This window comes from Alistipes communis, assembly GCF_006542665.1.
GTDB lineage: Bacteria > Bacteroidota > Bacteroidia > Bacteroidales > Rikenellaceae > Alistipes > Alistipes communis.
Map to the genome: position 1 here is coordinate 651,409 of NZ_AP019735.1, position 24,994 is coordinate 676,402.

A 24,994-nucleotide genomic window follows, 5' to 3' on the forward strand; every position below is an offset into this window, starting at 1 on the left:
ACTTTACGAATCGGGTGTTTTCGTCAGAAATAACGGCCGCTCAAATCCTTCATCTCGGCCATCTCCTGCAAAGCCGGCAGGAGGCGCTGCTGCATCATTCCCTCGGCCATCGCTTCGGCACGCACCTTCTCGTCCTCGGCCGTCTGCTGCCGCTCGGCCGGATCGATCGCAGTCACCTCGAAGAGGTAAACGCCCGAAATGCCCTTGACCGGAGCCGAAACCTTGCCTTTCTCGGTCGTCTCGGTGATCGCACCCACGAGCGCCGGCTCGACACCCGCACCGTCGATGTAGAACGACCCGAAGGTCACGTCCTTGAAATCGGTCACCTCGCTGCCGAAGCTCTCGGCGGCGCCTGCCAGCGACGCATCGGAGAGGTTCTTCACGATATAGTCGTATTTCTTGTCGCGCAGCAGGCGGTTCTGAATCTGCGGGGCAGCCTTCTTCACCGAAGCGTACTCGTCGTCGTCGATCTCCGTGAGCAGCGCCACGACATAGTCCTTGCCGACCTTGAAAATCTCCGACAGGTCGCCCTTGTCCGCGCCGTAGGCCCAGCGGGCCACTTCACGCGAACCTTCCAGACCGCGAACCGAGCGGTCACCCATGTTGAGCGTCGCTATGCGCGGCGTCACGGCAGCCTTCGAGGCCGCCTCGTTGAACGCGGCGGCGGAACCTTTGGCGTTCACGGCGAAGGTGCTGGCCTGATTGTGAACGTCGCGCAGCGTTGCGGCCGAAGCCTCCACGGGATAGCTTACCGTCGCCACCTTGTAATGTTTCGAGGGTTTGTCGGCACGGTAAACGTTGACGAGCTGGATGGCGTCGCCGCTCATCACCTTCACCACGTCGCCCTTTCTGGCGTCCGAAAGCGCTTCGGCCATTACGGTATTGAAGGCCGAGAAGGGGTAGACGCCCACCTCGCCGCCTGCGGCGGCCAACTCCTCGTTGGCCGAATACTGACGCGACAGGTCGGCGAAATTCTCACTCGTCGCCACCGTTTTGAGACTGTCGGCCAGTTTCTCGGCGGTATACGGAAGCACGATCATTTTCAGACCGAGCGTATCGGGAGCCATGCGGCTCTCCACCACACGGGCCATCGTCCAGACGTTGTTCTTCAACTCAGGGCCGAACATCTTGCCCGCGACGAGCGCCTCGGCCTGTTCGCCCAGCTGCGCCGCCGTCACATAACGGTCGGCGATCTCGCCGTGGCGATCCTGACGCACGAAGAGTTTCACGTCCTCCGCGGCGTCGAACTTCTCGCCGACGGCGCGCACCTCCTTTTCGAGGTTCAGCATATCGTCGTCCGTAGCGTTCACCTCGAAGACCACGTACGACAGCGTGCGCGACGGCGACTGCTTGAACATCTCCTTATGGGCGTTGTAGAACGACTTGATCTCGCCCGACGAGACGCTCACCAGCGAATCGGGCACCGACGAATAACGCTTGGCGACATACTTCCCGCCGAAGACCTGGTTGGCCGCATCGACACCGTCCTCGATTTCGAGTTTGTTGACATAGGCGCCCTTGCCGATCAGCGTGGCGTATTTCTGCACGGCGCGTTCCAGCCGGGCCTGCTCGTTCAGGTCGTTCCACGCCTGTTGCGCGCGGGCGTCGGAAGCGGCCTGCGACAGGAACTGCGACACGGCGGCAGCGTTGTAAGCCCCCGTACGCGGATCGCCGAAAGCCGAATAGAAGGCCTGCGAAGGGATCTTGCCGCTGACCATGTCCAGACGCTCCTGCTCGGGAACCTCGATACCCATCCGCTCGAAGCCGGGGACGAGCACGTGGTCGGCGAAAAGCGCCTGCCACGTCGCGGCGGCCAGCTGGTCGGACTCCTGATCGGTCGAAGCCTCTACGCCGCCGTTGCGGTTCTTGATGGCGTCGTACTGATTCAGATACTCGGAGTAGCGGATCTTGTCGCCGTCGATCACGCCGACCTTCGGATCGTTGTCCGAGAAACCCATGTCGGTCTTCAACGACAGAATGAATGCCAAGAGGGCGAGTGCGATAATCACCGACAGAAGCGCGCCGAACTTGGTCCGTAAAGTGTTCAAACTTGCCATAAAACTGTATTTATTTTTTCATTAGTTTGCTTTCCTGCGGACGTTTTTTCGCCTCGGCACAGCCCGAACGGGTGCGGCTCTGCATCCGGCTTATCGAAAACGTCCTTTTTTCGGGCCTCCAAAGATAGTAAATTATTCGTAATTAACCCGCTGATCGGCCGAAAAAAAGCTCACAACCGTCTGACCCGCGCCAGCTCGATGCGCGAACGGGTCGTGCGCAACACACGGATTTCGAGGCCGTCGACCGTAAGCGACTGACCGGCAGAAGGAATCCCGTCCAGATGCGAGATGATATAACCCGCCAGCGTGTCATATTCGCGGCTCTCCTCGATGCCGAGCCCGTAGCGTTCGTTGAGGTATTTCACTTCGAGCCGGCACGAAAAGACGTACTCGTTCTCGTCGACCTGCTTCTCGATCATATCCTGCTCGTCGTGCTCGTCCTCGATCTCGCCGAAAATCTGTTCCAGCACGTCTTCGAGCGAGATGATGCCCGCCGTGCCGCCGAACTCGTCGATCACCACGGCGATGTAGGAGCGGTGCTTGATGAAGTGTTCCAGCAACGCCTGCAACGGCATGGTCTCCGGCACGAAATAGGCCGTCATCAGTACCTTCCTCAGATCGGCCGGCTGGCGGAACAGGCTCTTGGAGTTGACGTATCCCACGATATTATCGATACTGCCCTCCCAGACGAAGATGCGCGAATATTTGCTCTCGACGAAGCGGCGCGTCAGCTCTTCGACGCTCGTCGACAGCTCGACGGCCTCGACATCGATGCGCGGCACCATGCAGTCGCGCACGCGCAGATCGGCGAAGTCCAGCGCGTTCTGAAACAGTTTGATCTCGTTCTCCTCGTCGTGCTGCACCTCCGTCGACCCCTCGATCAGACTTTCGAGATCGGTGCGGTTGAAGTCGGCCGCCGGCGCCTGCCTCTTCATCCGGCAGCCGAACAGCCGCAGGATGACATACGAAACGACGGTCGTAAGCCATACGATCGGATAGAGCAGGATGTAAAAGACGAAGAGCAGCGGCGCGAAGGCTCGGTAATAGAAATTGGGATTTCCCTTGACGATCGACTTGGGCAGATATTCCGCCACGAAGATGATGACGACCGTCGAGATGAGCGTTTCGGCCAGCACCGACCCGCCCTGCGCCACGGCGTCCCAGCCGGCCAGCGCAGCGAGCGCGCGCAGCAGCGACGACATGTAGAGCGAATAGACGACCAGCGCGATGTTGTTGCCCACCAGAATCGACGTGATGTACTGCCCCGGATGCCGCTCGAAGACCTTCGCCACGAAATCGAGCAGGCCGCTCTGCTTGCGGTCGATCTCCAGTTTGAGGCGGTTCTTGCTCACGAAGGCGATCTCCATGCCCGAAAAGAAGGCCGAGAGGAGCAGCATCACGAGGATCAGGATAACGGATACGGTCATCGCTACGCGTCGGTTTGCGGTTCGTCCGCCTGCGGCGAAAGGGCCGCAGGGGCAGGATCGCCGTTATCGGGAGTCTTCTCTCCGGTCGGGGTTTCACCGGGGACGGCAGCCCCCGATTCGGCGGCAGGCTTTTCGCTCGCTTCGGCGGCCCGTTCACGTTCGGCTGCGGTAGGCTGCCCTTTTTTAACAGTATCGGCGGGATTGCCTTCGGCAGCAGGATCCGAAACAATTGCGGCAACCTCCGATCCGGCAGCAGGCTTTCCGCCCGTTTCAGGCGCCAGCTCGCGTCCGGCAACGGTCTGTTCCTTCCCGACCGCACCGGCAGGACCGCGTTCACCCGCAGCGGCAGGCGCAGGTGCGGAGCCGGCAGGCGGGCGGGTCACGGACTGCGGCGTCTTTTCGCCGGCCGGCCGGTCTTCCCCGTCGGCAGCTTCCGATTCGGACGGTTCGTCGTCCTCCTGGCTCACATCGACATCCATTTTCCCCGTGAAGCGGCGGAAACGCCATTCCTTGAAGGCTTCGTCCGACTCGAAGCCCTCGCCCTGAAAGACGTTGCCGCCTTCGTTCTGGACGATCTTCGTATCGACGTTCGAATAGATGCGCTGCGTCTTGGCATTCCAGAAGAGCTGCTGGGTGTAGAGTGTCTTGCCGTCGGACTTGACGACCACCACGTCGCCCTTGGCCTCCCACAGCTTCCGGTTCTCGTAATAGATCGCGTAGTTGGCCGTCAGCACGGCGTCGACCGTCGTCAGCGAGTCGTCCTGGTAGGTGGTGATCTCGATCCCCTTGCGGAACTCGCGGTACGGCTCCTTGACCAGCGTATATCCTTCGAGCAGCGGCGCCTTGAAGAAATAGGAGCGCCGCCCGTTCTCGGACATGATGACCGACAGGTGTTCGCTGTACTCGGTCATCAGCGCCTCGTCGCCGCCGCTCGCTGCGGCAGGAGGCTTGTCGCACGAGAATAGCAAGATAGCACTCCCCGCAACGAGGAGTGCTACCAGAACATATCGTCCGATCAGACGGGCCATCTTCGCAGGCGCCTGATTAGCGGATGCAGCGAACCGTCGTCGCAATGCCGTTGACGACATAGCGCTGACCGGCCTGCACTTCGTTGAAGAAGCACTCCTCCTTCGAGGGCCATGCGCTGCGGAAGGCGGCCATCATCTTGGTCGCGGTCTCTTTCAGATCGGCCTCTTCGAGCAGCTGAGCGGCCTTCTCCATCGTGTCGTAAGCCACCCAGTACATCGCCTGCGAAGTAAAGTTGGCACCCGAAGCCTGTGCGCCGTAGCACTGCGCCAGCACGAAATAGGTCATGCCGTCCTCGGGATTGAGCGCCTGCGCTTCGAGCGCGGCCTTGCGGGCCTCGGCATAGTTCTTCGTAGCCAGCTGTACGACGCCGATGCGCACCAGCAGCTTCTCCTTCTCGACATTGTCGGTCTCGACGGCCAGCGCCTCGGTCAGATACTTGATCGCCTTGTCGTACTCCTGCTTGTTCTGGAAAGCCTGCGCGAGGAACAACGCGGTTTCGGCCGACGGCTTCACTTCGTAATATTTCTCGGCGGTAGTCAGATAGAACTCGCTGTCGCATTTGGCGCGCGTCATCAGATCGACGGCCTGCGCCAGCACGTCGGGATCGTTGTTGCTGGCGGCGATCTTTTCCTTGAACATCGCTTCCAGATTCTCGCACGAAGCCACGCCCGACAGGCCGAAGCACTTGTCGAACTGATCCTTATACTCGGCAGCCTGCCCCGTAGCGCCGTCAAAGACAGGTGACAGACGGTCGTACTCGGCGATGATCTCCTCGGGCGAACCTTCGCCGTCGTCCTTATAGTAGTCGGTGAGCTGCTTGAAATAGATCGCTACCAACTCCGGATCGGGCTGTGCGGCGATCGCCTCGCGGAACAGCTCCAACACCCGTTCGTGGTCGAGCGGATTATAGATCAGAAAGTCGCGTGCCTTGCGGTCGAGGATGTAGGCCTTGCCGCGGGTCGCATGATCGCCGAAATTCTCGATACGCAGATCGTAGAGCAGCATCAGCGAGTCGATGTAGGTCTTCTTCTCGGCTACGCTCTTGGCACGCGCGATCTTGTTCTTCATCACCGTAGCGCCCTTGGCATAGATATTCTCCGAAGCCTTGGGACACTTGTCCAGCAGTTGTTTGAGGTACCCCGAAGCAGTCTGGAAATCCTGGTTGCCGACCGCCTCGTTGAAAAAGTTGAGCAAATAGATGTTGTCTTTCCGTTCCTCGGGCGTTGCGCCGTATTTGCCGTACTTCGCATCGTCGCTGAAATCCTGGGCCATCGCCACCACTCCGACGACGGCCAACGCTACAGAGAGCAGAATTTTTACGCTTTTCATCTTAACTATTCCCTTCTTATTTTTAGATTTTGTCAAGTTTAATCGTATTTGTAACGCACGAACCACGAATCCTCGCCGAAGAGCGTCAGACCGAGCGAGAATTTCACATAGCGCTGCCGTACCAGCCCGATCTGCCGGTTGTCGATCCGAAGCGGCGAATCGTTTCCGCGCTGGCCGAACTCTACGCCGAAATCGATGCTCGACCGGCCCAGAAAACGCACCGGCATACCGAATCCGGCCGTCACGGCATATTGCGACAAGGTCTTCCCCTCGAAGGTCTGGTAGTAGGTTCCGTACCGGAATCCCACGCGGTAAGACCAGCGTTTCAAGTAATTGCGGATATCCATCCGGTTGGGCGTATACTCGAATCCCAACTTGACGGTGTTCGTGTTCTTATAGGCGACGTTGACCGCTCCGGGAACGGACTTCGGCGACTCGTTGTTCTCCCAGTTCTGGTAGATGTAGTCGACGCCCGCCGCGATTTTGGCGTTCTGGTAGTAGAGCCCCACGCCCAACTGAACGGGCAATTTGAGTGCCATGCGCGTCGTATCGCCCCGCACCACGGTACCGTAAATATCGCCGTTGACGACCGTCTGATTCACCGACGGACGCAGATTGCCGCCCATATCGTAGGTCGCGCCCAGCGTCAACACCTGCCGCTCGGACTGGATCAGATCGGCTTGCAGCCCCAGCTGCATCTTGATGCGCGAAATCCCGTAGGAGTCGGTGCCCGTCACCGTATTGACCGAACCGCCGTTGACGATGTTGTTCGAGACCACCGTCTGATACGTCCGCTCGATGTCGCCCCAATAGTATTGGGCGGCGACGCCGATCGAAACGCGCTTGACCACCTCCCAACCGATGCCCAGCTTCACCTCCGTCAGGTCGCCCTCGCCGGCGTAAAGGTACTGCACGCGGCCGATATTGCCCCACACGTCGTCGCTCTGTTCATCGGCCGAAACACGGTAGCCGACGCTGCTGTACGGCGTCAGGCTGAATCCCAGTCCGAGCCGCCTGGCCAGCGGCAGCTGAAAGGCGATGTCGTGGAAATTGAACGTATTGTAGCTCGTGCGCGACGTGGTCTGCGCACCGTCGGCATACTTCTGCTGGCGGTTGTAAAAGTTGACCCCCTCCACGCCGAAATCGAAGAGAAATCCCTGGCGGGGCGTCAGGCTGTACGCCGCAGGATTGAGCGGATTGACCATCACCGAGCTGCGCATCCCCAAGCCTACGCCTCCCATCGACCGCTGGGCCACCACGCCGGGCGTCTGCAATTCGCCGATGCCGTACATCGAATAGGGAGAAAAGGCATTGATACTGCTTGTCTGAGCCATTGCCGAAACCGGCACGACCAGCATCGCAGCGACAGCCAGTCTATACATTAATCTCTTCACTATCATTCGTTTTAGCATTCGGCATTAAACTCCAAAATCCGATTCAGACCCAAGAAGACGAGTTCACAGTCTGCAAATATCGCATTTTTAATTCTTTTCGCAAAGTTTTTTGCGGCGCCACCGGTAAAAATTATGCAAATATCCGCATTTTCCCGCCGGAAACGCGCGATGTATCCTTCGATTTCGAAGGCGATGCCGTTCATCACGCCCTGCTCGATGCAGGAGGTCGTAGTCGTCCCGTAAAGGCGCTCTTCGGCAGTCTCGCGGCACAACGGAAGCCTGGCCGTATAGCGGTGCAGCGCCTGAAAACGCATCCCCATTCCGGGAGAAATGGCCCCGCCGCGGTAGGTGCCGTCGCCCGACACGTAGTCGACGGTGATGGCCGTTCCGAAATCGACGACCAGCGCGTCGCGCCCTTCGGCCACGAGCGCCGCCCCCACCGCGGCGGCGAGGCGGTCGGCGCCGAGCGTTTCGGGCGTATCGTAGCCGTTGCGGATCGGCACGGGCGTCGCCGGTGTAAATTCCAGACACTTCACGGCACGCACCCGCAGCATCCGCGCCAGCGGTGCGGTACGGCCTCCGGTAGAGGCGATAATGGCCCGGTCGATCGCCGGCCAGCGCGCCAGCAGGCCGTCGAGCAATTTGGTGTCGCACTCCTCGGCGAGCAGTTTCTCGACGATTTCACCCCCGTCGAAAACCGCCATTTTTATCAGCGTATTGCCGATGTCGATCGTCAGGTTCACGCGTCTTGTTCTTTATACAACGATTTCAGTATCTTCCATGCCCCTGCGATGTCGGTTACCCCTCTAACGGTCATCGCCAAACGGTTATTGTGCTGTTTGAGCACAAATTTATCGGGCCGTCGGGTCACGCGGCGCAACAGCTCCGAGAAGACCTCGCTCTTGTAGAAGGGCGACGCCGCGTCGCCCACGAAGTGTACGATCATCAACCCGTTCTTGACCTTCACGCGCTCCATGCCCAGACGCACCGCCTCCCAACGCAGACGCACCACGTCGAGCAGCTCCCTGGCCGCCTGCGGCAGCGCCCCGAAACGATCGACGAGCCGCTGCTCGAACCGTTGCAGCTCCTCCTCGCTGCGCATCGCGTCGAGCTCGCGGTAAAGCCGCAGTTTTTCGGCCGTCTGGCTCACGTAGGAGTCGGGCAGCTCGGCCTCGACGTCGACCTCGACGGCCGCATCCTCCACATAGCGCAACTGTTCGACGACCTCCTGCTCGCGGTCGCTCAACCCCGCCACGTCGAGTCCCTCGGCCCGCAGTTCGGCCACCGCTTCGCGCATGATCTTCTGATAGGTCTCGAACCCGATGTCGGCGATGAATCCGCTCTGCTCGGCCCCCAGCAGGTTGCCGGCGCCGCGGATGTCGAGGTCCTGCATGGCGATGTTGAACCCCGACCCCAGGTCGGAGAACTCCTCGATGGCACGCAGACGCCGCCGTGCATCGCTGCCGAGCAGTTCGTCGGGCGGCGACAACAGGTAGCAATAGGCCTTGCGATCCGACCTCCCCACACGGCCGCGCAGCTGATGCAGGTCGCTCAGACCGTAGTTCTGGGCGCCGTCGACGATGATCGTATTGGCGTTGGGGATGTCGATGCCGTTTTCGACGATGGTCGTCGAGACCAGCACGTCGAACTCGCCGTAGATGAAATCCATGACGAGCCGTTCGAGCTGCTCGGCCGGCATTTTGCCGTGACCGACCCCGACCCGCGCCTTGGGGCAGACGCGCGTAATCAGGCCCGCGACGGTTTGGAGATCCTCCACGCGGTTGTGGACGAAATAGACCTGCCCGCCGCGCGCCAGCTCCGCTTCGACGGCATCGCGGACGATCTCCTCCGAGAAGACGTGCGACTCCGTGACGATCGGCTGGCGGTTGGGCGGCGGCGTCGAGATGACCGACAGGTCGCGCGACCCCATGAGCGAAAACTGCAACGTACGCGGAATGGGCGTCGCCGTGAGCGTGAGCGTGTCGACATTGACGCTCAACTGCGTGAGCTTCTCCTTGGCCGCCACGCCGAACTTCTGCTCCTCGTCGATGACCAGAAGCCCCAGATCGTGGAAGCGGACGTTCTTGCCCAGCATCTTGTGCGTGCCGATCAGAATGTCGATCCGTCCCGCTTCCAGATCGGCGAGAATCTGCTTGGTCTCCCTGGCCGATTTCGTACGGTTCAGGTATTCGATTTTCACCGGAAAGTCGCGCAGCCGCTCCATGAACGAACGGTAGTGCTGCAACGCCAGAATGGTCGTGGGAACCAGTACGGCGGTCTGCTTGCCGTCGCAGGCGGCCTTGAAGGCGGCGCGGATCGCCACCTCCGTCTTGCCGAAGCCCACGTCGCCGCAAACGAGCCGGTCCATCGGTTCGGCCGACTCCATGTCGCGCTTCACGGCCTCGATGGCCGCCTGCTGGTCGGGCGTCTCCTCGTAACGGAACGAGGCTTCTAGCTCGTGCTGCAAGTACCCGTCGGCCGAGAAGGCGAAGCCCTGCGATGCCTTGCGCTTGGCATAGAGCGCGATCAGCTCGCGCGAAATATCCTTGACGGCTTTCTTGGTAGCCGCTTTGAGCTTCTGCCAGGCGCCGCTGCCCAGCTTGTAGACCTTGGGCGGCTCGCCGTCGCCGCTCTTGTAACGCGAAATGCGGTGCAGCGAATGGACGTTGACGAAGAGTACGTCGCCGTCGCGGTAGACCAGCTTGATCGCCTCGTGCGTGCGCCCGTTCTCGTTGATCTTGACCAGACCGCCGAACCGCCCCACGCCGTGATCGATATGCACCACGTAATCGCCCGGTTTGAGCTGGTTCAGCTCGGCGACGGTCATCTGCTCGTCGCGCCGGATCTCGCCGTTGATGCGGTAACGCTGGTAACGGTCGAAGAGCTGGTGGTCGGTATAACAGCAGAGACGGAGCGTATGGTCGACGAACCCCTCGTGCAGCGTGAGCGACACCGGCGTGAAGACCACCCCGCCGCGGCCGACCTGGTGGAAAATATTTTGCAGGCGTTCGACCTGGGCCTTGTTCTCCGATAATATATAGGTGCGATACCCTTTCTGTATCGCGGCGGAAAGGTCGTCGGCCAGCAGCTCGAAATTTTTGTTGAAGGAGGGTTGCGGCGCCGTGCGGAACTCCACCGCGACCGTCGCCGGCCGCTCGGCCAGCGTATCGCGCGCCGCGAAGAGTCTCTTCCCGGCCAGCGCGTCGAGCAGTTGCCGGCGGCTGGTCAGCGCACGGTCCACGCCGGCGGGATCGTCCGCCTCGGCGAGCATCCGCCGCCGCAGATCGTCCACGCGCCGCAGGGCGTAATCCGCATCGAAAAACCAATAGCACACGTCGCCCGCCGCCTCGACGAGCGACACCCGTCCGCCTTCGCGCGCATTGAGGTTGGGAATGATCTCGGCCTGCTGCAACTTGTCCTGCGACAGCTGGCTCGAAATGTTGAACCGCCGGATCGAGTCGACCTCCTCGTCGAAAAAGTCGAACCGATAGGGCAGGCTCTCGACGTAGGAGAAGACGTCGACGATGCCGCCGCGCTGAGAGTACTGCCCCGGCTCGTAGACGAAATCCACCCGCACGAATCCGCTCTCGTCGAGCCATTCGACCAGATCGGCAGGGCGCAGGTGGTCGCCCGCCCGCACGGTCATCGTCTCGCGCCGCAGTGCCTCCGCGTCGACGACCCGTTCGGCCAGCGCTTCCGGATAGGTACAGAGCGCCAGGTATCCCGCCGGCGGCGTCCGCAGTGCATTGAGCGCCGCCGTGCGCTGCACGACGCCCTGCGCATCCTCGGCGCCGTAGACGATCGACCGCTTGTAGGACGACGGGAAAAAGAGGATGCGCCGCTCGTCCAGCAGCGCGTAGAGGTCGTTCAGGAGATAGGCGGCCGCATCGCGGTCTTCGGCGACGAAGACGTGCACGCCGCCCGTGCGGCGTATGGTCGCTGCGGCATACAACGAAAAAGCCCCGCCGACCAACTCCTTGAGATGGACGGTGACGCTTTCCGTTTCGTATTCGCGGCACAACCGCCGGAGGTTCTTCGACCCCTCGACGAGTGCCAGCATCTGCTCGCTCGCAGTCATAAAAAAGTAAGGCCGTTAGTACTCAATGCCCCGAACCGTTCGCCCGGCTCCGCTTACAGCAGTTGTTTGCCCCGCTTGTCGAAGAAGCGCGTATCGACGATGCCGACGCTCTGGTCCGCGACGATGTGCAGCCACGTCTTGTAGCGCCACATCCAGCGCAGGCGCAGCGACCATACGCCCCGGTGAAGGAACGCCGAAACATAGGGACTGACCTTCAATTTGAGGTATTTGTGCCCGCGGTCGATCGTCAGGTAGGAGATGTTGTTCTCGATCTTCTTGTCGAGCAGAATGGTCGGCTCGATCTTGCCCGTCCCGCCGCAGGTGGGGCAGACGTCCTTCACCTCTTCGACCGCCACGGGACGCACGCGCTGGCGCGTGATCTGCATCAGACCGAACTTCGTGAGCGGAAGAATCGTATGCTTGGCCTTGTCGGTGGCCATCAGCTTGGTCATCTCGTCGTAGAGCGTCTGCCGGTTGACCGCCTTGTGCAGATCGATGAAGTCGATGATGACGATGCCGCCCAGATCGCGCAGGCGAAGCTGGCGGGCGATTTCGCGCGCCGCAGCCAGATTGACGTCCAGAGCCGTCTGCTCCTGGTCGTCTTCGGCCTTGGTGCGGTTGCCCGAATTGACGTCGATGACGTTCATCGCCTCGGTATGTTCGATGATGAGGTAGGCGCCCCGTTTCAGCGACACGTACTTGGCGAAGAGCGACTTGATCTGCTTCGAGATGTCGAAATTGTCGAAAATGGGCACCTTGCCCCGATAGAGTTTGACGATCTTCTCCTTCTCGGGGGCGATGACGCGGATATAGTTGCGGATCTCGTTGAACATCGTCTCGTCGTCGACCGTAATCTGCGAGAACGACGAGTCGAGCGAGTCGCGGATGATGGTATTGGCGCGGTTCTGCTCGCTCAGGAGCAGCGCCGGAGCCGTCGATTTCTTGACGTTCTGCAAGGCCGTGTGCCACTTGTCGACCAGCGAACGGATGTCGTGTTCCACGTCGGCGTCCGAAGCGTTCATCGCCGCCGTGCGGATAATGACGCCGAAATTCTTGGGCAGCACCCCCTGCGCGATGCGTTTGAGCCGCTTCTTCTCGTCGGCGGAGCGGATCTTCTGCGAAATGAAGACCTTCGACGAAAACGGCACCAGCACGACGTTGCGGCCGGCCAGCGAGATGTCGGCCGTCAGGCGCGGGCCTTTGGTCGAAATGGCCTCTTTGGCCACCTGCACCATGACCGTCTGCCCCACTTCGAGGTGGGCGCCGATCTTGCCGCTCTTTTCGAGCGCCGGTTCCAGCTTGATTCCTTCGAGACGGACGCCGCGCTTGCCGGGCTGTTGCGCCGCCACGAGCTTTTTGAGCGACGAAAACTGCGACCCCAGATCGAGGTAATGGATGAAAGCGTCCTTTTCGTGTCCGATGTTGACGAACGCGGCATTCAGACCGGGCATGATCTTGCGAACCTTGCCCAGATAGATATCTCCCACCGAGAAGCCCGTCTGACACTGTTCCTTGTTGAGCTCGACGAGCACCTTGTCTTCGGCCAGCGCAATGGAGATTTCAGTCGGGGTTACGTTGATGATTAATTCTCGATTCATATGGTTTTCCTGCAAAAAGGCACTCCTGCGAACCGGCCCGCTCTTCACGAACGGACTCGGACCCGTTTCGCGGAAAGCGGCGGCGAACGCCTCTGCGACACCGCCGGCCGGCGAAGGATTTCCGCATTCGCTTCCGACCGCCGTTTCCGGAGCCGGAGACGCATACCACCTCTTTTTCAGCCGGTTCCAGTCTGAAAACGAAACGACCGTCCGGCCGGAAACGGAGCGGGGCGGAGTTGCCTACGAAAAAATAGTTAAAGCTAAAGGCTTTCGGACCTTTAGCTTTACTATCTGTCAATACATAAGAGTGCTACTTTTTCTTATGACGGTTCTTGCGCAGACGTTTCTTCCGCTTGTGCGTAGCCATCTTATGACGCTTATGCTTCTTTCCGTTCGGCATAGTTGTAAATTTAATGGTTTGACTTTAAGTTTGGATCCGGTTCGGCCCTATTTCACCTTCGCGGCGAAGCTCTTGGCGGGCTTGAACGCGGGGATGTCGTGTGCCGGAATCGTAATCGTGGTATTCTTCGAAATATTGCGGGCTACCTTCGTGGCGCGCTTCTTGACGATGAAGCTGCCGAAGCCGCGGAGATATACGTTGTTCTTCTTCTCCAGAGATCCCTTGATGCTCTCCATGAAAGCCTCGACAATGGCCTGTACCTGTACCTTCTCGGCACCGGTGCTTTTGGCGATCTCGTTTACGATATCTGCTTTTGTCATAGTTGTAAAAAATTAAGAGTTAATATGTTAATTCCTTTCTATCCCTGCTTCTGCCACACCTTCTACACCTTTCGCTCACCACGGCAACCGCCCGCCTGCGGGTCGGTCGTTCAGCCTCGGATTCCGGAAAAATCGCTTTTTCAGGTGTGCAAATATACTATTTATTTGATTAATCCACAATTCGCTAACATTTTTTTTCATTTCCGGCATCCACGCGACACCCTCCCGCAGGAAAAAATCTATCCGTCAGTGTGTGAGTGCCATATAACAAATAACGCGCCAAGCAGGAGGAAATTGCATGGCGGCCGGCCGACGATGCGGAAAAAACGTCCGACACGCAATATTTTGCCCCGAAATTGCATTATCCTATGGAAAACGTTACTTTTGCACAACCTAACCGACAGCGACATTATGGTGAAAATCCTATGGGTGGACGACGAGATCGAACTGCTGAAACCCCACGTGCTCTTCCTGCGTCAGAAAGGGTATGAAGTCGACACCTGCAACAACGGGTACGACGCGATCGACATGGCCACCGAAGGCGGCTACGACCTGATCATCCTCGACGAGATGATGCCCGGCATGACCGGACTGGAAACCCTCCCCAAGATCAAGGAGGTACGCCCCACCACGCCCGTCATCATGGTGACCAAGAGCGAGGAGGAGAACATCATGGACAAGGCGATCGGCTCGAAGATCGCCGACTACATCATCAAGCCCGTCAACCCCAACCAGGTACTGCTGTCGATCAAGAAGAACGTCCACCAGCAGCAGCTCGTCACCGAGCAGACGACGGCCGACTACCGCGTCGAGTTCGGCCGCATCTCCAATGCGCTGCAAATGGCCGAGAACTTCTCCGACTGGTGCAACATCTACCGGCGCATCACCTCGTGGGACATCGAGTTGTCGGAGTCCAGCGACGCTTCGATCAAGGAGGTGATCCAGTTCCAGAAGTCGGAGGCCAACCAGGCCTTCTCGAAATTCGTGCGCCGCAACTATTTCGACTGGATCAACCGCCGCGACGACCTCACGCCCGTCATGTCGCATACGCTCATGCGTTCGCGCATCCTCCCCGTCGCCGACGAAAATTCCAAGACGACGCTGCTGCTGATCGACAATTTCCGCTACGACCAGTGGCGTTCGATCAACCCGCTGCTGCGCGGCTACTACGACGTGGCCGTCGACGACTTCTACTGCGCCATTCTCCCCACGGCGACGCAATACGCCCGCAACGCCATCTTCGCAGGACTGATGCCGCTGGCCATCGACCGTCTGATGCCCGAACGGTGGCTCAACGACAACGAGGAGGGCGGCAAAAACCAGTACGAGGAGGAGTTCCTGCGCCGCCAGTTGCAGAGCAACGGCAAGAACTACCGCTGGACGTTCGACAAACTGGTGCGCCCCGAAGCGGGCCGCAAGCTGGTGGACAACATCCAACGCATCTACGACGCCGATTTCTCGGTGATCGTCTACAACTTCCTCGACATCCTGTCGCACGCCCGCACCGAGACCGACATCATCCGCGAGCTGACCGAGGACGAGGCGTCGTTCCGCTCGCTGACGCGCTCGTGGTTCGAACACTCCGACCTCTTCACGCTGCTCAGACTCCTCTCGAAGCGGGGACACACGGTCATCATCACCTCCGACCACGGCACGATCCGCGTCGACAACCCGATCCGCGTGACGGGCGACCGCGAGACCTCGCCCAACCTGCGCTACAAGACGGGGCGCAACCTCTCCTACAACCCGCGCGAAGTCTACGAAATCACGCGGCCGGAAGACATCCAGCTGCCGCGCATCAACCTCTCGTCGAGCTATATCTTCGCCTACAACACCGATTTTCTCGTCTATAACAATGACGCCAACCGCTTCATCCGCTACTACAAGAACACGTTCCAGCACGGCGGCATTTCGATGGAGGAGATGATCGTGCCCTATATCGTATTAAAACCCAAACAATAAGCATGAAAACGCTCGCTATCGATTCGCTCGACGACCTTCCCGACGCGGCCGAAGCCGTCATCGACGCCCTGGCAGGCCGCACGGTGGTCGCCTTTCGGGGCGAAATGGGCGCCGGCAAGACGACCCTCATCGGCGCGATCCTCGACCGTCTGGGTTCCGCCGACACGGTCACCAGCCCCACCTTCGCACTGGTCAACCAGTACGACACGGCCGACGGACGCCCCGTCTTCCACTTCGACTTCTACCGCATCGACCGCATCGAGGAGGCCTACGACTTCGGCTACGAAGAGTATTTCTATTCGGGCAACCTCTGTCTGGTGGAGTGGCCCGAAAAAATCGAGGAGCTGCTCCCCGACGACACGATGACGGTTCGCATCCGCGTGGACGGCCCCGAGCAGCGCACGCTGTTCATCGACTGAGGCGGCCCGACGAACCGGCAGGGCGGCGCACTGTCGCAGTGCGCGCCGTGTCGTTCGCCCCGCAGGGGTCAGATGCGCGGTTTCTGCACGAGGCGGATCACCAGCGAAAGCGCATAGATCATCATGCCGTACATCACGGGGATCAACGACACCTTGAACCCGTTCAACAGCAACCCGACCGAAGGCCACTCGCCGACCTCGGCGACGACACCGGCCGCCTGAAACAGCCCCGCAAACTGCCAAAAGCAGCCTGTGACCAACGCCAGCAGGCCGATTTCACGCACCCACGCGGGGGCTTTCCACGCCGCGAAAAAGAGACAGACCAACTCGACGGAGAGCAGCGACATCGCGCCCGGACCGCCTGCAATGAAAAGATCGAACATAACGCACGGATTTTTAAGGTTCAACAATTCGGGGAATCCCCGCTGCAAAGATAGGCCGAACGCCGCACGCAGCCAAACGATCGGGCCGTCGAATCCCCCTCTCGCAGTGCAGAATCCCGTCGTCGCGCTTTTCCGGCGCCGGCGCACGGCGGAATCGGCCGAAAATCGCTACCTTTGCGTTCGCAAACCGACCGTCCGCACATGAAACGACTCTTCCCGCTGTTTTCGGCCCTCGCCGCCGTGCCGTTCGTGGCGCTGCTGCTCGTCAGCCTCGGTTACACCCTCGGCGAAGCGTCGCTGCTGGCCGTCATGTTCCTGCCCGGTCTGTTCGCCTTCCGCCATTTCCTGCCGCAAATCCGGTTCGCCGAACGACGGCGCGGGGCCCTGCAACTGTTCTATCTGACGGGGGCCGTCCTCACCTTCGAGTACGTCGCCCTGATGCTGACGAATTTCTACCTGCGCTACAACGCCTCCGTCTGGCGCTACGACATCACGATGTCCGATCTGCTGCAAAACCCGCTCTTCATCCTGCTGCTGCTCGCCGCCTGCGCGCTGCCGATGCACTGGATCGAACGCCGCTGCAACACACAGCCCGCCCGCGACCGCTACGTCGAATTCATCTCCGACCGCCGCCGCGTCCGCCTCGAAACGGAGCGGATCTCCTACCTCGAATCCAACGATTCGGAGGTGTGGATCCACACCTCGACCGGCGAATCCCTACGCACCAAGACCAAGATTTCGCAGTGGGAGCAGCAGCTCGACGACCGCTTCCTGCGCATCCACCGCTCCTATATCGTCAACGCCGACCGCGTCGCAAGGCACACGGCCGGCGCGGTGGTCGTCGACGGACGAACGCTCGAGGTTTCGCGCAAATACCGCGACAGCGTCCGCGCGGCGATCCCCGAAAGCGCGCCGTCCGCCCGCGTCCGGCACATTTCGAACGACAAGCCCTCCTGAGCGGTGCGAAAGTTGGACGATTCCGGAAAAATCGTTATTTTTGCTCCTCCGAAAACAACTACGATCATGCAGGAATATACCTCCCGCCAACAGCAGATCCGCCGCTCGGCGCAGCAGATCTACGACGTCGTCAGCCGATTCGACAACCTCACCCCCGCCCTGGCCGACCGGGTCGAGGAGTGGCAGGCCGACGAAGACACCTGTTCGTTCAAGGCCAAAGGCTTCACCGTGAAGCTGCGCATCGCCGAAAAGGAGGCGCCCAAGACGATCAAGATCGTCGGCGGCGACGGCGGCGTACCGATGGATTTCGCCTTCTGGCTGCAACTCAAAGAGGTGGCACCCTACGACACGCGGATGCGGCTGGTGCTGCACATCGACCTGAACATGATGATGCGCATGATGATCGGCTCGAAGATTCAGGGTGCGATCGACCAGATCGCCGAGGCGCTCGCCAAGTCGTTCAACGCCGCCCCGCAGGTCTGAGCGGACGCCGCCCGCAGGGCGAGCGAGGAAGGCCGTGAGGGCCTGCACCGGAGGTGCAAAGGCCCTCACGGACGGACGAGCCTCGCTTTTCGCAAGAAAAGCCGTCCGCCATACCGCCACAGGCGAAACGGAGTCCGCAGGACGACGTAGCGCCGCCAATCCCGCAGCAATCGAAAGAGCAGGACGAGGAGGGCCTGCACCGGAGGTGCGAAGGCCCTCACGGACGGACGAGCCTCGCTTTTCGCAAGAAAAGCCGTCCGCCATACCGCCACAGGCGAAACGGAGTCCGCAGGACGACGTAGCGCCGCCAATCCCGCAGCAATCGAAAGAGCAGGACGAGGAGGGCCTGCACCGGAGGTGCGAAGGCCCTCACGGACGGACGAGCCTCGCTTTTCGCAAGAAAAGCCGTCCGCCATACCGCCACAGGCGAAACGGAGTCCGCAGGACGACGTAGCGCCGCCAATCCCGCAGCAATCGAAAGAGCAGGACGAGGAGGGCCTGCACCGGAGGTGCGAAGGCCCTCACGGACGGACGAGCCTCGCTTTTCGCAAGAAAAGCCGTCCGCCATACCGCCACAGGCGAAACGGAGTCCGCAGGACGACGTAGCGCCGCCAATCCCGCAGCAATCGAAAGAGCAGGACGAGGAGGGCCTGCACCGGAGGTGCGAAGGCCCTCACGGACGGACGAGCCTCGCTTTTCGCAAGAAAAGCCGTCCGCCATACCGCCACAGGCGAAACGGAGTCCGCAGGACGACTGGCACCGTCCGGCAAACGTCACGGTCCGCATCGGCCGACGCTGCCGATCCTTTTTTCCGACGGCGGGATTTTGAAATCCCGCCGAAATACGTTATATTTGTAAGAACTATCAACCACCAATACTCGGCTCATGGCACACCACGTTTTCATCAGTTACGCAAGTAAAAACAAACAACTGGCCGATGCGCTCTGCCACACGCTGGAACAACACCGCATCTCCTGCTGGATCGCCCCGCGCGACGTCCTGCCCGGAGAGCCCTACGCCCGCGAAATCATCCGCGGCATCCGCGACTGCCAGATCATCGTGCTGATCTATACCAACGACTCCAACGCATCGGAGCACGTGCTCAACGAGATCGACAAGGCGTTCAACTACGGGAAGGTCATCATCCCCTTCATCGCCGACGATACGCGCATGAGCGACGAGTTCGACTACTACCTCAGCCGCAAGCACTGGCTCACGGCCTTTCCCAACCCCGAACAGCACTTCGCCAAATTGGTGGAATCGATCGCCCGGACGCTGAAACTCGACACGACGCCCGTCGTGACACCGCCTCCGACACCCACGCCGCCGCCTGCCACGACGACTCCGCCGCCCGCAGTGCCGCGCCCGACGATTACTCCTGTCGACGTTCCGCGCCCGCTGGCCGAACGCAATCGCACACGCGGCAAACAGAACTACGACAACGGCGACAGCTACGAAGGTGAACTCTTCGACAACAAACGCGACGGGCAGGGCACCTACACATGGAAAGACGGAGACAAATACGTCGGCGATTTCATCGATAACCAGCGCACCGGAAAGGGCACCTTCTACTGGGTCGACGGAGAGCGTTACGAAGGCGAGTTCCTCAACGGAAACCGGCACGGCCGCGGCATCTATTTCTTCAAGAACGGCAACCGCTACGAAGGCGATTTCCGCGAAGGGAAACGCACGGGCCGCGGCACGTTCCAATGGGCCGACGGAGACCGTTACGAAGGCGAGTTCATCGACGGCGACCGCACCGGCAAAGGCTCCTACTACTGGAAGAGCGGCTCCCACTACGACGGCGACTTCATCAAGGGCAGCCGCACGGGCAAGGGCTCCTACTACTGGGCCGACGGAGACCGCTACGTGGGCGATTTCGCCGACGACAAACTCCACGGCCAGGGCGTCTACTACTACAAGGACGGCACCCGCTACGAAGGCACCTTCGCGGAGGACAAGCGCACCGGCCGCGGTACGTTCTACTGGCCCGACGGAGACCGTTACGAGGGCGATTTCATCAACGGCGAACGCACGGGCAAAGGCTCCTACTACTGGGCCGACGGCGATCGCTACGAAGGGGATTTCGTCAAGGGAAAATGCCACGGGACGGGTACCTACTACTACAAGAGCGGGAACCGTTATACCGGCGCTTTCGTCGACGACAAGCGCACCGGCAAAGGTACGTTCTACTGGGCCGACGGCGATCGCTACGAAGGCGACTTCGTCGAGGGGAAATGCCACGGCAAGGGTACCTACCATTGGAATTCGGGCAACTATTACGTCGGCGACTGGGTCAACGACGAACGCACCGGCAAGGGCGTTTATTACTGGGTCGACGGCGACCGCTACGAAGGCGACTTCATCGAGGGCTCGCGCACGGGAAAAGGATGTTACTACTGGCCGGACGGCGACCGTTACGAGGGCGACTTCGTCGAGGGAAAGAGTCATGGCAAGGGTACCTACTACTGGGCCAACGGAAACAAATACGTCGGCGACTGGGTCGCCGACAAACGCACCGGCAAGGGTGTCTTCTACTGGACCAGCGGCGACCGCTACGAGGGAGATTTCGTCGAGGGAAAATTCAACGGCGAGGGCATCTACTACTGGGCCGACGGAGACCGTTACGAGGGAGAGTTCTCGGACGGCGATTTCCACGGTTACGGTATTAAATACCATGCCGACGGCACCCGCCAGGCCGGCCGGTGGGAACACGACAATTTCGTGGGATAAACGACCTTATCGAAAAAGCGGACGTCCGACGATTCAGACGCCCGCTTTTCCAATCCCTTCTGCCCGCCTACAATTTGGCGAAAACCCGCCGGATAGTCGGAAAAGTCTGCTGCAAATGCAGTTCTACCTCGTCAGGCGTACACCAGCATACGCGGTCGATCCCCTCTTCGGTCTGCGGCCGGAGCGTCGCGTCGGCCGCGGCTGCCATCTCGAACCAATGGGTGCGTTTCATCTCCCACTCCCCGCGTAACTGGTAACAATGGAGCGTGTCGCACAGGTGACGTCGGATCGAAGCCGCGACGCCCGTCTCCTCCCGAACCTCGCGCAGGGCGCACGCCTCGATCGTCTCGCCCCGCTCCCAATGCCCCTTGGGCAGATCCCAACGGCCGTTGCGGTAGATCATCAGCCGCTCGCCGCGGTCGTTGACGACCGCGCCTCCGGCCGCCTCGACGAGCCGGAACGCCGCGGCGAAGGCCGCGAAACAGCGGTCGGGGTCGGGAGTCACGACCGCCACGAAATTGAATGTTTCCAAAAAATTGAGTATCTTCGCCTGCGGAAGCGTCGTGCCGGCTTCGAGCGGAATCTCATGGTAAGGCTCTCCGACGGGACGCGATGAAAAAAGCAGAATCTTATCGGCGAAATAGATCGTTCGGCACATGAAGCATACGATTTGTTCCGGCAAAAGTACGAAGATTTGAACGAAATGAAGAAACCCAACTCGGCAAATATGAAAAAATTTTTCCTGCTTATGGCATGTACGGTTCTGGGACTCGGCTCCTGTACGGAGCGGCCCCGACCTCTCGAAATCGACAACGCGCTCACGGCCGAAGAGATCGCCGCGGGACGTTTCACCCCGGAGGTGATGTGGAAGATGGGAAGGCTCGGAGGGTCGCAGCTTTCGCCCGACGGCAAATGGCTCGTCTACACGGTCACCTATTACAATCTCGGCGAGAACCGCGGCGTGACGGCGCTTTACCTGCGCGACATGGCATCGGGCGAGGTGCGCCAGCTGACCGACCACACGTCGAACAACACGTCGCCGGCGTGGTCGGCCGACGGGCGCACGCTCTATTTCCTGTCGGACCGCAGCGGCACGCAGCAGGTATGGCGCATGGCCGCCGCGGGCGGCGAGCCGCAGCAGGTGACCGCCTTCGACGCCGACGTCGAGGGCTTCGGCGTCAACAAGCCCGGCGATGCGATCTGGTACGTGCAGACGGTAGCCGTCCCCGGCGCCGAGAAGTGTTCGGCCGACCTCTATAAGGACATGCCCCGGTCGAAAGCGCACATCTACGACGATCTGATGGCCCGCCACTGGAACTATTGGGACGAGGGGCGCTACCGCCACCTCTTCATCGCCGCCCTCACCGACGGCAAAGCCGCCGAGGGCGTCGACATCGTAGGCGCCGACGCGGCGTGGGACGTACCCACGGCGCCCTACTTCGACACGGCCGAGATCGCATGGAGCAACGCCGGCGACCGGCTGGCCTACACCTGCAAGCCCCTCACCGGCACCGACTACGCCCTTTCGACCGATTCGGACATCTTCGTCTACGACCGCGCGAGCGGCCGCACGGTCAACATCTGCAAGCCGATGGAGGGCCGCGTCCGCTTCAACGCCATGGTACACCGCAATACGCCCTTCCCCGGCTATGACAAATACCCCGTCTGGTCGCCCGACGACCGCTACATCGCCTTCCGCTCGATGGCCACGCCCGGCTACGAAGCCGACAAGGAGCGCCTGATGCGCTACGACTGCCGCACGGCGGAGATCACCGACCTCACGCCCTCCTTCGACTACCACGCCACCAACGTGGCGTGGGCCGACGACCGCACGCTGTGGTTCATCGCCCCGATGGAGGGAACCTACCAACTCTGCCGCCTCGCGCTGCCGGCCCCCGACGCCACGTGCGGCACCGTCGACCTGCCGAAGGTCGTCACGTCGGGCGACCACGACATCAACGCCTTCACGATGGCCGGCGGACGCATCGTCGCCGAAGTGACGACGATGCGCATGGCCACCGAACAGTTCGAGGTCGACCCCGCCGACGGCAAGCTCACGCAACTCTCGGCCGTCAACAAGGAAATTTACGACCACATCCGCTTGGGAACGGTCGAAAAACGCTGGGTCGAGACCACCGACGGCAAGCGGATGCTGACGTGGGTCGTTCTGCCGCCCGACTTCGATCCGGCGAAGAAATACCCCACGCTGCTCTTCTGCGAGGGCGGCCCGCAGAGCGTCGTCTCGCAGGCGTGGAGCTACCGCTGGAACTTCGCGCTGATGGCCTCACAGGGCTACGTCGTCGTGGCGCCCAACCGCCGCGGCGTACCCTCGTTCGGGCAGGAGTGGCTCGAACAGATTTCGGGCGACTATTCGGGACAGAACATCCGCGACTACCTCTCGGCCATCGACGACGTGGCGCGCGAACCGTGGTGCGACCGCGACCGGCTGGGCTGCGTGGGCGCCTCCTACGGCGGTTATTCGGTCTATTTCCTGGCCGGCTGCCACCAGAAGCGCTTCAAGGCCTTCATCGCCCACTGCGGCATCTTCAACTTCGAGTCGATGTACGGCCAGACCGAGGAGCTGTTCTTCATCAACCACGACTACGGCGGGGCCTACTGGGAAAAGGATAACCCCACGGCCATGCGTTCCTACGCCAATTCGCCGCACAAGTTCGTCGACCGCTGGGACACGCCCATCCTGATCGTCACGGGCGAATACGACTTCCGCATCCCCTACACGCAGTCGCTCGAAGCCTTCACAGCCGCCCGTCTGCACGGCATACCGGCACGGCTCGTGGCCTTCGAGGACGAAGCGCACCAAGTATTCAAGCCGCAGAACTCGGTGGTCTGGAACCGCGAATTCTTCGGCTGGCTCGACAAATACGTCAAGGAGGCCCGGTAGCCTCTTCCGACGAGCCCCGCATCGGGAGCGCACCCCTCCGGACAGGGATGCGTTCCCGATGTCGTTTTACGATTACTCCGACCTGTTCATGATGAAAAACGGGGTGTTCGTTGAAATTTTTTCCTATATATTATCGAACCGGCTATTTTTGTACACAAATTGAAAGTTGTGTTCAAACCGAAAAACGACGGCCGTCCCGCAGAAGGCCGCATCGAGATAACGAAGATGAAAAAGATCCTCCTGAGCGTTTCCATGTTGCTGGCACTGGCTTTCGCGCCGGTGTCGTGCGACCGCGAGAAGGCCGAATACGGCGACGGACAGCAGCCCGTCGGGACCGCCACGGGCACGTTGTCGCTCGCGGCGATGACCGTCGTCCTCTCCACCGAGACCGAAACGCACGACGCGGTCGTGCGCCCCGACGCCGCAGCCGCGACGAGCGCTCCGGCCGCCTCCGGCCGCCTGCAAACGGCCGCCCGTGCGGAAGCCGAGACCACCTATACATGTACCGTTACGGATGCGGCGGGCGCCGCCGTCGCGCAGTTCCCCTACGACCGACGCCCCGAGACGCTCACCCTGCCCGCCGGAGCCTATACGCTGACGGTCGAGTCGGCCGAACCGAAAGCCGCAGTATGGGACGACCCCGTCTACGCCGCCCGTCAGGAGGTGCTGATCGACCGGAACGCGACCGTCGAAGTGGGCGAGGTGCTCTGCACGCCGGCCGCCGTCGGCGTCGCGCTGGTCTTCGACCCCGCATTCGGTACGCAGTCGACCGCCACGGTCGACTGCGGCGGCGAAGCGCTCGCCTTCACGACCACCGAGAGCCGCACGGGCTGGTTCGCAGTCGGGACGGCGCGGACGCTGACCCTGACCGTCGAAGGAACCGCAGGCGAGGGAACGCCCGTGTCGTTCACGCGACGCTACACGGACGTGCAGGCCGGACAACTCTACCGCTTCACCGTCAAGGGCGAATCGCTCTCGGCGCCCGACATCGAATGGGTCGGCCACGACACCTCCCAGCGCTACGAAGCCAACGACGAACTCGAAGCGCAGATCGTCGTCACCGCCGCGGCCGGCATCCGCGCCTTCACCGTGGAGATCATCTCCGAAGAGGTGCTGACGCCCGAAGTGCTCGATGCCGTGGGGCTCGCGCCGGAGCTCGATCTGGTCTCGCCGGGCGACTACAAGGAACCGCTCGAAGGGCTGGGATTCCCCACCGGAGAGAAGGTCGTCGGCCAGACCTCCGTATCGTTCGACATCTCGCCTTTCATGCCGCTCATTCCGCTGCTGGGTACGGGCGACAGCGATTTCCGTCTGACGGTCACCGACAACGAAGGGCAGACCACCGTCGCCTCGATCATGGTGCACAGCACCAACGGCGAAGCACCCGAACCCGAAGGCCCCGAAGAGGAGTATCCGGGCGGCGATGCCAAACCGCTGGAACCGCCCCACGCCGGACAACCCTATCCGGGCGGCGACGCCAAACCGATTCACAACACACAAAAAATAACCACAATCCGATGATT

At 61.0% G+C, this 24,994-nt stretch carries 18 protein-coding genes; 7 read left to right on the top strand and 11 right to left on the bottom strand.

The window, feature by feature from the left end:
• Window positions 1–23 precede the first annotated feature (23 nt).
• From FMF02_RS02815 to FMF02_RS02855, 9 genes are all read right to left on the bottom strand, one after another.
• Window positions 24–2,057: a peptidylprolyl isomerase gene (locus FMF02_RS02815; RefSeq protein ID WP_026075084.1), complete on the bottom strand. Its 2,034-nt coding sequence runs from the start codon at window positions 2,055–2,057 to the stop codon at window positions 24–26.
• Between the two features lie 170 nt (window positions 2,058–2,227).
• Entirely contained in the window at window positions 2,228–3,484 is a 1,257-nt protein-coding gene (locus FMF02_RS02820; protein WP_141412142.1) for a hemolysin family protein, read from the bottom strand.
• A 2-nt stretch (window positions 3,485–3,486) separates the two neighbouring features.
• Window positions 3,487–4,512 carry an LPS export ABC transporter periplasmic protein LptC gene (gene lptC / locus FMF02_RS02825; RefSeq protein ID WP_141412143.1) on the bottom strand — a complete coding sequence of 342 codons (1,026 nt, stop codon included), beginning with the start codon at window positions 4,510–4,512 and terminating at the stop codon, window positions 3,487–3,489.
• 16 nt (window positions 4,513–4,528) lie between these two features.
• A complete protein-coding gene (locus FMF02_RS02830) occupies window positions 4,529–5,842 on the bottom strand; it encodes a tetratricopeptide repeat protein (protein ID WP_179952779.1) in 1,314 nt (437 codons plus the stop codon).
• A 38-nt stretch (window positions 5,843–5,880) separates the two neighbouring features.
• Entirely contained in the window at window positions 5,881–7,242 is a 1,362-nt protein-coding gene (gene bamG / locus FMF02_RS02835) for a BamG family beta-barrel-assembly machinery protein (RefSeq protein ID WP_173364772.1), read from the bottom strand.
• A gap of 5 nt (window positions 7,243–7,247) precedes the next feature.
• Complete coding sequence (locus tag FMF02_RS02840) at window positions 7,248–7,979, bottom strand: type III pantothenate kinase (RefSeq protein WP_019131351.1); 732 nt, start codon at window positions 7,977–7,979, stop codon at window positions 7,248–7,250.
• Window positions 7,976–11,314: a transcription-repair coupling factor gene (mfd, locus tag FMF02_RS02845; protein WP_141412144.1), complete on the bottom strand. Its 3,339-nt coding sequence runs from the start codon at window positions 11,312–11,314 to the stop codon at window positions 7,976–7,978. The genes FMF02_RS02840 and mfd overlap by 4 nt, the downstream gene beginning before the upstream one ends.
• A 53-nt stretch (window positions 11,315–11,367) precedes the next feature.
• Complete coding sequence (locus FMF02_RS02850) at window positions 11,368–12,912, bottom strand: Rne/Rng family ribonuclease (protein ID WP_019131353.1); 1,545 nt, start codon at window positions 12,910–12,912, stop codon at window positions 11,368–11,370.
• 447 nt (window positions 12,913–13,359) lie between these two features.
• Complete coding sequence (locus tag FMF02_RS02855) at window positions 13,360–13,632, bottom strand: HU family DNA-binding protein (protein ID WP_019131354.1); 273 nt, start codon at window positions 13,630–13,632, stop codon at window positions 13,360–13,362.
• Window positions 13,633–14,043: 411 nt separating this feature from the next.
• Here FMF02_RS02855 and porX point away from each other — a divergent pair, with 411 nt between their 5' ends.
• Together porX and tsaE are read left to right on the top strand one after the other, a co-directional pair.
• On the top strand, window positions 14,044–15,594 hold the full coding sequence (porX, locus tag FMF02_RS02860) for a T9SS response regulator signal transducer PorX (protein ID WP_019131355.1): 1,551 nt from the start codon (window positions 14,044–14,046) through the stop codon (window positions 15,592–15,594).
• Between the two features lie 2 nt (window positions 15,595–15,596).
• Window positions 15,597–16,013 (top strand): tRNA (adenosine(37)-N6)-threonylcarbamoyltransferase complex ATPase subunit type 1 TsaE, encoded by a 417-nt coding sequence (gene tsaE / locus FMF02_RS02865; protein ID WP_019131356.1) that lies wholly within the window; start codon window positions 15,597–15,599, stop codon window positions 16,011–16,013.
• Between the two features lie 68 nt (window positions 16,014–16,081).
• On the opposite strand, the gene FMF02_RS02870 is transcribed toward tsaE, so the two are convergent.
• Complete coding sequence (locus FMF02_RS02870; RefSeq protein WP_019131357.1) at window positions 16,082–16,396, bottom strand: hypothetical protein; 315 nt, start codon at window positions 16,394–16,396, stop codon at window positions 16,082–16,084.
• A gap of 201 nt (window positions 16,397–16,597) precedes the next feature.
• Between FMF02_RS02870 and FMF02_RS02875 the strand changes: the two genes are divergently transcribed.
• The 3 genes from FMF02_RS02875 to FMF02_RS02885 all read left to right on the top strand — a co-directional run bounded on the left by FMF02_RS02875 (window position 16,598) and on the right by FMF02_RS02885 (window position 20,569).
• Complete coding sequence (locus FMF02_RS02875; RefSeq protein ID WP_141412145.1) at window positions 16,598–17,353, top strand: LytR/AlgR family response regulator transcription factor; 756 nt, start codon at window positions 16,598–16,600, stop codon at window positions 17,351–17,353.
• Between the two features lie 66 nt (window positions 17,354–17,419).
• Entirely contained in the window at window positions 17,420–17,836 is a 417-nt protein-coding gene (locus tag FMF02_RS02880) for an SRPBCC domain-containing protein (RefSeq protein WP_019131359.1), read from the top strand.
• Window positions 17,837–18,721: 885 nt separating this feature from the next.
• Complete coding sequence (locus tag FMF02_RS02885) at window positions 18,722–20,569, top strand: TIR domain-containing protein (RefSeq protein WP_141412146.1); 1,848 nt, start codon at window positions 18,722–18,724, stop codon at window positions 20,567–20,569.
• A gap of 67 nt (window positions 20,570–20,636) precedes the next feature.
• Here FMF02_RS02885 and FMF02_RS02890 read toward each other — a convergent pair whose 3' ends face one another.
• Window positions 20,637–21,227, bottom strand: a complete 591-nt coding sequence (locus tag FMF02_RS02890) for an NUDIX hydrolase (protein WP_019131361.1) — start codon at window positions 21,225–21,227, stop codon at window positions 20,637–20,639.
• 69 nt (window positions 21,228–21,296) lie between these two features.
• Here FMF02_RS02890 and dpp5 point away from each other — a divergent pair, with 69 nt between their 5' ends.
• Window positions 21,297–23,471 (top strand): dipeptidyl-peptidase Dpp5, encoded by a 2,175-nt coding sequence (gene dpp5 / locus FMF02_RS02895; protein ID WP_141412147.1) that lies wholly within the window; start codon window positions 21,297–21,299, stop codon window positions 23,469–23,471.
• A gap of 225 nt (window positions 23,472–23,696) precedes the next feature.
• The gene (locus tag FMF02_RS02900; RefSeq protein ID WP_141412148.1) at window positions 23,697–24,992 is read left to right on the top strand and encodes a DUF4493 domain-containing protein; all 1,296 of its coding nucleotides are present in this window, start codon (window positions 23,697–23,699) and stop codon (window positions 24,990–24,992) included.
• The last annotated feature ends 2 nt before the right edge of the window (window positions 24,993–24,994 follow it).